This is a genomic window from Desulfothermus okinawensis JCM 13304 (genome assembly GCF_054654515.1).
The window spans coordinates 23901-35784 of sequence record NZ_BAAIEW010000006.1; the positions used below are offsets into that span (position 1 = coordinate 23901).

11 protein-coding genes are annotated in these 11884 nt (G+C 36.2%); 2 read left to right on the top strand and 9 right to left on the bottom strand.

Features of this window, described 5'->3' with window-relative positions; all coding sequences use genetic code 11:
- The first annotated feature begins 81 nt into the window (after nt 1–81).
- Nucleotides 82–786 carry an orotidine-5'-phosphate decarboxylase gene (gene pyrF, locus ACYQ0O_RS03585; protein ID WP_459890716.1) on the top strand — a complete coding sequence of 235 codons (705 nt, stop codon included), beginning with the start codon at nt 82–84 and terminating at the stop codon, nt 784–786.
- A 107-nt stretch (nt 787–893) separates the two neighbouring features.
- A complete protein-coding gene (locus ACYQ0O_RS03590; RefSeq protein WP_075068895.1) occupies nt 894–1250 on the top strand; it encodes a flagellar basal body rod C-terminal domain-containing protein in 357 nt (118 codons plus the stop codon).
- Here the strand turns inward: ACYQ0O_RS03590 and ACYQ0O_RS03595 are convergent.
- The 9 genes from ACYQ0O_RS03595 to ACYQ0O_RS03635 all read right to left on the bottom strand — a co-directional run bounded on the left by ACYQ0O_RS03595 (nt 1242) and on the right by ACYQ0O_RS03635 (nt 11846).
- Complete coding sequence (locus tag ACYQ0O_RS03595) at nt 1242–1916, bottom strand: NUDIX hydrolase (protein WP_459890718.1); 675 nt, start codon at nt 1914–1916, stop codon at nt 1242–1244. The two genes, ACYQ0O_RS03590 and ACYQ0O_RS03595, sit on opposite strands and share 9 nt — an antisense overlap.
- Nucleotides 1913–2743, bottom strand: coding sequence for a 3-methyl-2-oxobutanoate hydroxymethyltransferase (gene panB / locus ACYQ0O_RS03600; RefSeq protein ID WP_075068917.1), 831 nt, complete (start codon nt 2741–2743; stop codon nt 1913–1915). The genes ACYQ0O_RS03595 and panB overlap by 4 nt, the downstream gene beginning before the upstream one ends.
- On the bottom strand, nt 2736–3668 hold the full coding sequence (locus tag ACYQ0O_RS03605) for a ketopantoate reductase family protein (RefSeq protein ID WP_459890720.1): 933 nt from the start codon (nt 3666–3668) through the stop codon (nt 2736–2738). Before ACYQ0O_RS03605 ends, panB begins: the two co-directional genes overlap by 8 nt.
- On the bottom strand, nt 3669–5930 hold the full coding sequence (gene pabB / locus ACYQ0O_RS03610; RefSeq protein WP_459890722.1) for an aminodeoxychorismate synthase component I: 2262 nt from the start codon (nt 5928–5930) through the stop codon (nt 3669–3671). It lies immediately after the preceding gene.
- 40 nt (nt 5931–5970) lie between these two features.
- Nucleotides 5971–6624, bottom strand: a complete 654-nt coding sequence (locus ACYQ0O_RS03615; RefSeq protein ID WP_459890724.1) for an anthranilate synthase component II — start codon at nt 6622–6624, stop codon at nt 5971–5973.
- A gap of 127 nt (nt 6625–6751) precedes the next feature.
- Entirely contained in the window at nt 6752–8305 is a 1554-nt protein-coding gene (locus tag ACYQ0O_RS03620; protein WP_459890726.1) for a SidJ-related pseudokinase, read from the bottom strand.
- Complete coding sequence (locus ACYQ0O_RS03625) at nt 8283–9017, bottom strand: MBL fold metallo-hydrolase (protein WP_459890728.1); 735 nt, start codon at nt 9015–9017, stop codon at nt 8283–8285. The genes ACYQ0O_RS03620 and ACYQ0O_RS03625 overlap by 23 nt, the downstream gene beginning before the upstream one ends.
- Nucleotides 9007–10611 (bottom strand): citramalate synthase, encoded by a 1605-nt coding sequence (gene cimA / locus ACYQ0O_RS03630; protein WP_459890730.1) that lies wholly within the window; start codon nt 10609–10611, stop codon nt 9007–9009. Before cimA ends, ACYQ0O_RS03625 begins: the two co-directional genes overlap by 11 nt.
- On the bottom strand, nt 10611–11846 hold the full coding sequence (locus ACYQ0O_RS03635) for an aspartate kinase (RefSeq protein ID WP_459890732.1): 1236 nt from the start codon (nt 11844–11846) through the stop codon (nt 10611–10613). Before ACYQ0O_RS03635 ends, cimA begins: the two co-directional genes overlap by 1 nt.
- Between the last annotated feature and the right edge of the window lie 38 nt (nt 11847–11884).

The window sequence follows — 11884 nt, forward strand, 5'->3', positions numbered from 1 at the left end:
ATTTTATTATGTATCTGTTTTAGTTTTTGTTAAACATAGAAAAAACAAAGCGTAATTGTCTAGGACATTAGGTGGTTTTTTATGAAAAAATCTATTGATATAAACCAAAGGATAATTTTTGCCCTGGATGTGAACACTACTTATGAAGTGGACAGATGGCTTGATACACTGAAAGGATATATTAAGTTTTACAAAATAGGCCTTGAATTGTTTGTATCCCATGGCATGGCTGTTGTTGATAGGGTGTTAGATGCAGGGTGCCATGTGATGCTTGATTTAAAACTGTACGATATTCCAAAGACAGTTAATAGGACTGTGAAACAGATATGTAAAAGAAGAGTGGATTTTTTAACAGTGCATGGGAATCTAGATATTTTAAAGGCAGCAGTGGATGGTGCCATGGGTAGTGGGGTAGGCATACTTGGGGTAACTGTACTGACCTCATTAGATGAGAAGGACTTAAGACAGATGGGATATCCACTATTACCAGAGGAGTTAGTTTTAAAAAGGGCAGAGCTAGCAAAAGAGGCGGGATGCACTGGGGTCGTTGCATCTGCAATGGAGGCAAAAATTATTAGGGAAAATTTAGGTAATGATTTAATAATTGTGACACCAGGGATCAGGCCTTATTTTTCAGATAAAGGGGATCAAAAAAGGGTGGTGACGCCAATGGATGCAATATCAAATGGGGCAGATTTTTTGGTGATTGGAAGACCCATTAGGGATGCAGAGGATCCTGTTTACGTTGTTCAAAAAATAATAAAAGAAATAAAATACGCTGGTTAAAACCATTTTTAGATCTATTTTTGTTTGACCATTGACACGTCCCCTATATGTGAGTATATTGATAGTAAGTAGTGTATTAAAAAGATAGCCTCTTTTAGGAGGACATTATGAATAATATTTCAAGCATAAATGCATTACATGCCTATGGGATTAGGCAACAGGTAAATGCAAACAATGTAGCCAATGTAAATACCCCTGATTTTAAGCCATCTAGAGTGGATATGGAAGAGGGTGATAACCGTAGTGGTGTTAGAGTTCAAGACATAAGAAAACAGGAGAATGAGCTAAGGACCCAGAAAAATGGGAATGAAAGGGAGACAGAGAAAAAGAACGCACCCAGTGAGACTGATCTCGTCACAGAATTTACCCAGATGCTTGAAAATAAGAATGCATACAATGCCAATGCACAGATGATTAAAACAAATGATCAAATGAATGGTGAGATTATTAATAAGTTAGCCTAAATAATGGGAATTGATTTTTAAGATAAGCTCCACGATTAGACGTGCAGTTATGCCCCAGATGGTAGCTTTTGGATGTTTAAATACAAAAATTTCATAGTCTAAAGAAGGCCAGGGATTTTGATATTTGGGGGGAAGTCCCAGCTCCTCAATTGGGAGTGTTGAGACCTTCTCCCCATTTTTGTTTGTATAATAGGGCTTCATTTCAACTTTTACCCTGTACTTTTCAGGTGGATTGTTTTCAAACCATGATACAGGAATTGTAAATACTTCTTCTACTTCGTTTTTATCTGGAAAAAGCTCATTTTCCACGTCAATATCTAATATACCAATAAAGCTCTCAATAATGATTCCCCTTGGGGATACAAATGTATCCAATCTCCCTATAATATCTATTTTTTCTCTGGTAATGCCAAGTTCTTCTTCTGTTTCCCTGAGTGCTGCATTTATACAGGATTTGTCGTGAAATGGCTCAAATTTTCCCCCTGGAAAACTTATTTCACCTCCCTGTCTTATGTGGAGTGCCCTTTTTTCAAATAAGAAATAATATTCCTCCCTTTTACAAATAAGGGGAATCAACACTGCAGCGTTAAAAAGTTTCTCCCTTCCCATTATTCCAGGGTGCTTAGGCAGTCTCTTTTCCAATAATTTCAGTTGCTTTATCTTCATTTTATTTTTTTTAGTTCCTCTTCATTTATGCTAAATGAGTGTTCTTTTCCTGGAAATTTACCAGTTTTGACCTCGTCTTTGAATTCCAAAATTGCCCTTTCAATTTCCTTTGATATATTGGTGTATTGTTTTACAAATTTTGGTACAAATCTGTCAAATAGCCCCACAAGGTCGTGGAATACAAGGACCTGTCCATCACAACTAGGACCTGCACCAATTCCAATTGTGGGCACTGGACACTTTTCTGTAATAACTTCAGCTATTGGGGCTGGAATTGCTTCTAAAACAATACTAAAACAGCCTGCATCTGCAATGGCAAGGGCATCGTCTACCAATTTTTTTGCAGCCTCAGCTGTTTTTCCCTGGACCTTGAATCCTCCAAGTTGTGCTGCGCTCTGTGGTGTGAGCCCAAGGTGGCCCTGAACAGGTATCCCTGCATTTATAATTGCCTTTATCTGAGGTAGCACGGTAGCTCCACCTTCCAGTTTCACTGCCTGGGCACCCCCTTCTTTGAGAAAGCGGCCAGCATTAATTACTGCTTGTTCAACGCTTGCCTGGTAAGACATAAAGGGCATATCCCCAATGACCACAGCACGTTTTACTGCACCTGTAACGGCCTTTGTGTGGTGTATCATTTGATCCATTGTTACTGACAATGTGTCTTTGTGACCAAGTACTACCATTGCAAGAGAATCTCCAACTAAAATCATGTCTATTCCGCATCTGTCAACAATGAGGGCAGTAGGGTAGTCATAGGCAGTGAGCATGGTTAGTTTATTTTTACTTTTTGAGCTTATTATTTCCGGAATTGTCAGGGGTTTATCCATTTTTTTCCTCCAGATTTTTTTGTTCAATTAATTTTATCAGGCCTGTGAGTGTTTTATTCACAGGTGTTGGTATTCCAAATTCCTCTCCATATTTTACAATTGCCCCATTTATTGCATCAATTTCGGTCTTTTTCTTGTTTAATATGTCTTGATGCATGGATGATATATTTTTTTCTGTCTTTTTGGCAACATCTAATACCACGTCAAATATATTTTCTTCAAACTCAAGACCAAGCTTTTTTGCAATCAAAATAGCTTCAGATACTGCTGATTTTGATATCTCCCTTGCATGCACAGATCTTTCAATATAACCATTTCTTGCCCTGGCAATTGCTGTAATTGCATTTATGCCTATGTTTATAAGTAGCTTTTGCCATATGAGTTTGGTTGTCTCATTTGTTGCAAAACACTTTAATCTGCATTCATTGAAAATTCCTACAATATCATTAATCCTTTTGGTAACATCTTTGTCTATTTCACCAATATAAGTAACTCCATCACCCCCATGGCGAATATATCCAGGTTTTACAAAGGTGGCTCCCTGGGCAGTTATTCCTGCTATAATCCTGTCTCTATTTATTAATTCTATTAATGTTTCAACATTGCCAATCCCATTTTGTAGGGTAAGATATATGGGATTCCCCTTTAATCTATCTTTAATATTTTTTACTCCATTATATGTGGAGTATGTCTTTAATGTGACAAGTACTAAGTCTGGTGCAAAATTTATTTTTTCTGAATCCAGGACTACTTTTAGGTCGTATGTGTTTACTGTCCCATCTAATTCTTCTATTTTTAGACCATTATCTCTTATCTCTTGCATATGGTTTTTGTTAGTAGAATAGAGGATAACCTCATTTTTTTTTGAAAGTCTTGCACCCAACAGGGTGCCCAATGCACCAGATCCTAAAACAAAAATTTTCATCTAAAGTTCCCTCCAATACTTGAAAAAGTAGTTGTTGATTTCAAATGCCAGTGGAAACTTTGGCTTTTTTAAGTCTTTGTTGTCAATGGATGAAACATCTATTGCCCCAATTAGAGAATTTGTCAAAATCACTTCATCCATATCATCTAACTCATTGGGAAAGATCTTTTTCTCAACCAATAAATATCCTCTGGATGTTAAAAAGCCCAGTGCTTTATCCAGCATAATTCCCTTTAAGAAGTAGGTAGAACAGGGTATTAAGGCACGATTTTCTTTGATGAGCACTATATTTGTGGAACTGCCCTCAGAAATGGAACCATCTGGATTCAATATAATTGCCTCTTCAAAATTATGTTTAAATGCCCACTCCCTGGCCTTTTGATAAAAGAGATAATTTAAACTTTTAAAACTTGCAATAGGAGTATGCCTTTTTTCTGGATAAATTCCAACACAAAGTCCCCACCTTTCACTAAAATCTATCCTTGGTCTATATTCTCTAGCTGAAACCAAAAAAATGTCATCATATGGAGGAAGATCCCTCTCTCCCTTACCAGCGATGATTTTTACTGCACAAATCCTATCCTTGAACTTGTTTTTGTTTATAATCTCTTCAATTATTATTTGAAAATCAATTTGAGGAAATGGATTTTTCATTAGTTTTTCCCATCCATTTTTTAGCCTCTGGATGTGTTGGTCCAAAAAAAGGATGTTTCCCTTTTCAACCCTAATTGTCTCAAAAAGTCCCATTCCATATTGGAATGCGAGGCTAGTTGCTCTGATTTTAGCATCATCTCCTTTAACAAATTTTCCATTTAACCATATCCAGGGACTTGGGTCTGTTTTTTTAGATGCAGATTTATTTTTTAGTATAGTAAAAAAGCTTTGCCCCTTATGAATGGTCTCTTCATATTCCATTACTGGATCTGAGTCATAAACTATTCCGCCTCCAACGGAAAATATTAGCTTGCCACCTATTACAGTTGCTGTTCTAATTGCAATGGATAGATCCATTGTATTGTGAAAACTTATATATCCTATGCTACCAGTATAAATGTGCCTTTTGTTTGGCTCCATCTCTTCAATTATTTCCATTGCCCTTATTTTGGGGCATCCTGTTATTGAACCACCAGGGAAAGTGGCTTTAATTAAATCCACAGAATCTGAACCCATATTTAGCCTTCCTGTAACAATGGATATTAGATGAAAAACGTTTTTGTACTTTTCCACCCTCTTGTGCTGAGCAACCTTTACACTTCCAGGCTCACACACCTTTCCTATATCATTTCTTAGAAGATCCACTATCATTGACAGTTCAGCATCATCCTTTTCACTGTCTCTCAGTTCTTTATGAAATAACTCATCTTGTTCTTTAGTTTTTCCTCTCGGCCTTGTTCCTTTAATAGGTCTTGTCTCAACATAATTGCCATTTTGATAGAGGAATCTCTCTGGAGATGTTGATATAATCTGATGATTATCTCCATTTATATATGCAAAAAACGGGGCTGGGTTTAATTTAAATAACTCAACAAATAGTTCAAATGGGTCCCCTTGAAATGAACAACTAAATCTCTGGGACATATTTATCTGATACACATGTCCCCTTACAATATAATCTTTGATTCTATTAATAGCATCTAAATATTCTTGTTTCTCGAAATTAGACAATAAATTGTCTTTGGCATAAAATGTAGTTTTATCTATTTTCTTTGAATTTATTTCCTTTAATATATCATGTTGGTCAAGGCAAAAGCTTTTGTCCTCTGTATTAAACTGGGGGGTAATTAAAAATATATTTTTTGTCTTGATCTCCTGGATAATTACATATTTTGGACAATACATAATAATATCTGGAAGATTTAGATCGTCAATTGAGAGCGATGGTAATTTTTCAATCTGGTCTTTAAGATCATATGATAGATATCCCATGAGCCCATATTGAAAAGGGAAGTTTAAATAATTATTGTTTATAACTGGTGTAAAATATTTTATAGTTTGTTTTAGCACCTTAAAAGGACTATCGTGGAATGAATATCTCATTTTATTTATTGTTAGTTGTATGTTATTTGACTTTGTCTTTATCTCAAGCCATGGCCTTATTCCAAGTATATTATAATTGGAACAGTCATGATTTCCACCACTGAGAAGTAATACAAAGCCAGGTTCATTGGAAAATTTTTTTGCTATTTTAAGAAAATCATAGTTTGTATCAATTGGTGTTATTTGTAATGTAGATATTTTAGGGATTTTTTTTAGATATTCCATATGCTCTCCCTTGACCTAAGTTTATCAAAACTCGGGTTAGCTATTTTTCTAAAATGGTAAGAAAATTTCTGGCCATTTGTACCCCATATTGTGTCAAAAAACTCTCAGGATGAAATTGTACACCAAACAAAGGATAATCTGGATGGCTAAGGGCCATAATCACCCCATCTTCTGCTGTGGCATCAATTTTTAAGGGAGTTGTTTTTGCTGGTTCCACACACAGTGAGTGGTATCTAGCCACTATAAAAGGGGAAGGAATTCCTTTAAAAAGTCCGTCTTTGTTGTGAAATACCTTTGATGTTTTTCCATGTATTGGAATTGGGGAGCAAGTGGTTTTTCCCCCAAAGCACTCATTTATGCACTGCATTCCAAGACATACTCCCAGTATGGGTATTTGTTTATAAAATGCACATATTACCTGTTTGGAGATACCAGCCTCTTTGGGGGCTTTTGGACCAGGGGAGATAATAATTGCCCTTGGAGATAGTATTTTTATCTGGTTTAAGGTTATTTTGTCGTGTCTGTGGACTTTAATATCATCATACAGTGTAGAAAATAGTTGGACAAGATTGTAGGTGAAAGAATCGTAATTGTCTATAAATAAGAGCATAACTAAACAAGCCTCCTTTATTTTATCTAAAAATAGAAAAGGGGGCCACCCATGAGCCTGGGTGGCCCCCTTGAGGCCTGACATAACCCATGTCCTAAACAATTTTTACGATTTTTTAATTTTTTATTGAAAAAAAGTCAATTTCTTCCACAAATTTTTAATGTCCCAATTGGGGACTGGTTAAAATTTCTTCCACTTAGACTGGGGGAGTTTAGTTTTGTATTTCTTTTATGTATTTTGAAGAAATAATAAGTGCTGCAGTGCTCCCAACAAACTCAATTAGTTCAGGCACTGATATCCTCCCATTAAATTCTCCCAAATGTGGCCCTGTTTTTAGGACTATGTCCCTTTCTCCCCTTTTAATTTGATTTATTTCATCAATTGACATGCCATTACTTTTTAAAAATATCTTAAATTCATCTTCATTCATTTCCATCTGATCAACTGTTCTCAAGACCTCATCCATATACCTATCAACTCCCATTTCATCAACTAATCTTTCAATAAATTGATTCATTTGTATGTAGTTAAAATCTTTCAAATCAAAACCACAGAATCCTGAAAAATAATTTTTAACAACTAATAAAATAGCCTTTTTAAATATATCCTTATCAAATAATTCTCTTAGATCTACTGGCGATCCATCGGGATTTTGTCCTCTAATTTTCGGGCATTTCATCCTAAAATAACTTCCAATAATAAGTAAAAAGGACAAAATATGGTTGCCAACCTCAGTATAAAGCCTTCTTTTATTTTTCCCATCATAGCTAATTAGGTGTTCAAAGTCCCTTATTCCTGATTTCCCAATATTTGGATAAAGGGATGAATCAAGCCACCTGTCAAGTCTTCCGCCCCTATCCCATAAATATATCCCCCCATCATCTCTCCTTGTCCTCTGGGTCCTGTTGTGAAATAAAGGTATCACTGCTGTGTGGATTATTCCACTACCTGTTAGTTTCCCCAGTATTTTCGCGCTCTTTGATATGATTTTTAAAAAATCCCTTTCTAAGACATTTGAATTTATCCCAAGACCATTTGGGTAATAAAAATAATCAGGTGAGACAAAAAATGAGATAAAGGGAAATCTGTATTCATTCATATTAAAAATAGATCTGTCATTTATGGTAATTTCCCCTGGTATTTCAAATTTGTTTACCCATCCCAGTTTCTTTAGGAGCTTTAGCCATTTAACCTCTGTAAGTAGGTTTTTTGTGTCCTGTTTATTTTTTGCAAATTTAAATACAAGGAGTTTATTTTTCCCTTTAAGTTGCCAGAGCAGTGATCTGCCCATTTTAGTTTTTTTTGTGGGTTCTACTCCAAGTTTATGGAAAAAACTATTTAAGTCTGTTTGTAATATTTTATCTGAAATATCTATAGATTCTATATCCGGTCCAATTAGATTTAGGGGAAGGGTTCCAAGGGCAAGGGAGGCAGGAAGTGATGACCGGTTCAGGATATTTAAAGAAAATTTCTTTAGTATATCTAAAGACAGCCATTTTTTTTGGGGATCATTTGTCTTTATTGATATGTCCCTTAGGAGGTGAGCGGCCTCTCTATAAAGGATAGATGCCAGTTTCTGTTTGTCATGGCCCTTTTGTTTTAATATTTTTTCCAGGATCAATATTATGTTTATATCCACATTTTCTGGTGATTCAGATAAAAGCTCCTGGATATTTTTTAAGGTCATGTAATGGGAGGTAAAACTACCCCCCATGTAAGTGAGAATAGACTTTGATGTATGGTTATACATCCAGTTCTGTCTCAAGTGTGTCCCCTATTTTTGAATAAATAAATAGTTTGGTATTTAAGGGAACATGAGATTCTTTGATCATCTTTAAATGATCATACTTACCAAATGTATGCATTGGAACAAATATTTGGGGCTGTACTACTTCTAAAAATTTAATACCTCCGCCAAAATTTTTAAGCCTTGGATCTACATTTGAAAAACCAATATCTATTTTTTCTCCTTTAAGTTCATTTAATATCTCTTTAAAATAGTTTATAACAAACTCCCTTTCTTTTTCTCTCATATCAGGCCATATCCATTCAGCAAGATCCCCTCCAAAATAGATTTTTATACCATTAAATGAAATGAGGTAAGAGTTTCCAAGGTCATTGCTCTCAAAAGATTTTACATCTATTCCATCTATATCTATCTCATCTTCAGGCTCCAATACATAAGTATTCTTTGAAAATCTGGGTGCATAATTTGAGTAAATATCATAGGATACAATGAATTTATAATTAGAGAAAAAGGGACTTATAATTTTTTCTATATTTTCATTAAAGTGGTCTGCATGGGAGTGTGAGAAAAAGACCAATAGAGGCTTTTTATTTATACATCTATGGAGCACCTCTATTCCCTCTTTGGGCAGGTGTGCTTCATTGGGTAGGTCAAACAAGAAATTAAACTTAGGAAATTCAACAAAGAATGAGCTGTGATATATATATGTTATTTTTACATTAAACCCCATTTCCCTTTTCCCTATCGTCTTTAAAGAGTTTATAGATTACAGAGTCTTGTAGGGCCTTCCAGCTGGCCTCAATAATGTTATAAGATACCCCAACAGTAATCCATCTCTGTTTTTGATCTCCAGATTCAATAAATACCCTAACCATTGAGGCAGTACCTGCAAATTCTGGATCCTTTGGAGTGAGTACCCGGACCTTAAAATCAAGGAGCCTCATTTCCTTTAAATTGGGATAGAACTGCTCAAGTGCCTTTCTAAGTGCATTGTCCAGGGCATTTACTGGGCCTTTGCCTGTGGCTGCTGTGTGGGAGAGCATGCCACCTACTCGTACCATAACAGTGGCCTCTGAAATTGGCTCTTGTATCTCTTTTTGCATTGCATCAAGGACCCTAAATCCAATTAGATCATAATATTTTCTCACCTTACCCAATGTCTTATATAAAAGGAGTTCAAATGATGCCTCTGCAACAGAAAATTCATATCCCAGCATCTCCAGATTTTTTATCTGCTCTAGAAGTTCCAATACCATTGGGTCTTCTTTTTTTAGATTAAGGCCAAATTGTTTTGCTTTAAATATTATATTGCTCTTGCCAGCAAGGTCAGATAAGAGTACCCTTTGTCTATTTCCAACTTTTTCAGGGGAAATGTGTTCATATGTCCTGGGATTGGACATAATGGCACTCACATGTATACCCCCTTTATGGGCAAAGGCAGATTCTCCAACATATGGTTGTCTTTTAAAAGGGGAGAGGTTTGCAATCTCTGCCACAAATCTAGAGAGGGATGTTAATTTTTTTAAATTGCCTTCTGGAAGGCATCTGAGTCCCATTTTAAGCTCTAAATTTGGGATAATGGAACACAAATTGGCATTTCCACACCTTTCACCATAACCATTAATTGTACCTTGTACATGTCTTAAACCAAGTCCAATTGCAACAATGGAATTGGCAACTGCAAGTTCAGCATCGTTATGGACATGGATTCCATAATTGGGTTCTGGTAACTCCTTTACCACCTGTTCAATTATTTCCTTTATCTCCATGGTGAGGCAGCCACCGTTTGTATCACAAAGGACAATACAGTCACATCCTGCCTCATGCGCCTTTTTTATACAGGCCATTGCATAGTCTTTATTTTCTTTATAACCATCAAAAAAGTGTTCAGCATCAAAAAAAACTTCATGTGCCTTTTTTTTGGCAGATTTAATTGAGTCAAAAATTATCTCTAGATTTCTGTCTAAAGTTGTCTTTAATGCCTCTTTTACGTGGATATCCCAGGACTTACCCACAAGGGTTACAACGTCTGCCTGTGCATCAATTACCTTTTTAAATGAATCATCTGTGTCTACATTTAGTTTTGGGTGATGGGTGCTTCCAAAGGCAGCAATCTTTGAGTGTTTAAATTCATAGTTTTTTATATCTTTAAAAAAGGTCTCATCAGTGGGATTAGAAGATGGCCATCCTCCCTCAATGTAGTCAATACCAATTTCATCTAATTTTCTGGCTATCCTGATTTTGTCTTCAGGGGAGAAATGTACTTCTTCTGCCTGTGATCCATCCCTTAATGTGGTGTCGTAAATAAAAACTTTATCTCCCATTATATGCTCTCCATTTGTGGTTCTTTGTCAAGTCCAAAGGCCTCATGTAGCGTCCTTACAGCAAGTTCAGTATATTTTTCTTCAATAAGACAGGATATTTTAATTTCTGATGTGCTGATCATGAGTATATTTATGTTTTCTGATTTTAGTGCACGAAAGGCAATTGCAGCGACCCCAGAGTGATTTCTCATACCAACACCAATAATAGATACCTTTACTACATTTTTGTCATAAAATATATCCTTTGCACCTATTTCATCCTTTACCCTTTTTATTATTTTTATGGCATCATCCACTTCTTTTCTACTTACAGTAAATGTAATATCTGTCCTTCCTTCGTGAGAAGGGTTCTGTACAATCATATCCACCACAATGTTGTGGGTAGCCAGTGGCTCAAAAACAGCAGCAGCAACACCTGGTTCATCAAATACGTTCACAAGGGTAATTCTTGCCTGGTCTTTGTCATATGCTATTCCTGATACAAGTACTGATTCCATGATTTCATCCTCCTTTACAACCAATGTACCTGGTTCATCACTGAAAGTGGATCTAACATGTACAGGTACATTGTATTTTTTGGCAAATTCCACAGATCTGATCTGCAATACCTTGGCACCCATTGATGCCATCTCCAACATCTCATCATAGGCGATTTTGGGAAGTTTCCTGGCCTTTGAACACACATTTGGATCAGTTGTATAGACCCCATCAACATCTGTATATATTTCACATACTTCACCATTTAATGCAGCTGCTAGAGCCACTGCAGAGGTGTCAGAGCCTCCCCTCCCCAGGGTGGTTAGATTTTGCTGGAAATCACAACCCTGGAATCCTGCAACAACTAAGACGTCATGAGTCTTTAAAAGGTCCAATATCTTTTCTGCATCTATATCCAATATTCTGGCCTTTCCATAGGCCTTGTCAGTATGAATGGGTATCTGGAATCCAAGCAAGGACCTGGCCTTTATTCCAGCATCTTTTAAAAGCATTGAAAAAAGTGCTATTGACACCTGTTCTCCTGTTGTTAGTAATACATCCATTTCAGCAGGGTCTGGTTTTTGGGAAAATTCATTGGCAAGTCCAATCAACCTGTCTGTTTCACCAGCCATTGCAGATAGTACCACAACAACCTTGTAGCCCTTTTTGAGTTTTTTTTCTACCTTGGCCTTTACCTGTTTCATTCTCTCCAGGCCAGCAACAGAAGTTCCACCGAATTTTTGTACAACGATTTTCATGGATGAGCCACTCCTTTTTAGGATTCGATTTGTATTGT

Coding starts and splice junctions, on each gene's coding strand:
- pyrF (WP_459890716.1), top strand. CDS start 82: ATGAAAAAATCTATTGATATAAACCAAAGGATAATTTTTGCCCTGGAT.
- ACYQ0O_RS03590 (WP_075068895.1), top strand. CDS start 894: ATGAATAATATTTCAAGCATAAATGCATTACATGCCTATGGGATTAGG.
- ACYQ0O_RS03595 (WP_459890718.1), bottom strand. CDS start 1,916: ATGAAGATAAAGCAACTGAAATTATTGGAAAAGAGACTGCCTAAGCAC.
- panB (WP_075068917.1), bottom strand. CDS start 2,743: ATGGATAAACCCCTGACAATTCCGGAAATAATAAGCTCAAAAAGTAAA.
- ACYQ0O_RS03605 (WP_459890720.1), bottom strand. CDS start 3,668: ATGAAAATTTTTGTTTTAGGATCTGGTGCATTGGGCACCCTGTTGGGT.
- pabB (WP_459890722.1), bottom strand. CDS start 5,930: ATGGAATATCTAAAAAAAATCCCTAAAATATCTACATTACAAATAACA.
- ACYQ0O_RS03615 (WP_459890724.1), bottom strand. CDS start 6,624: ATGTCAGGCCTCAAGGGGGCCACCCAGGCTCATGGGTGGCCCCCTTTT.
- ACYQ0O_RS03625 (WP_459890728.1), bottom strand. CDS start 9,017: ATGGGGTTTAATGTAAAAATAACATATATATATCACAGCTCATTCTTT.
- cimA (WP_459890730.1), bottom strand. CDS start 10,611: ATGGGAGATAAAGTTTTTATTTACGACACCACATTAAGGGATGGATCA.
- ACYQ0O_RS03635 (WP_459890732.1), bottom strand. CDS start 11,846: ATGAAAATCGTTGTACAAAAATTCGGTGGAACTTCTGTTGCTGGCCTG.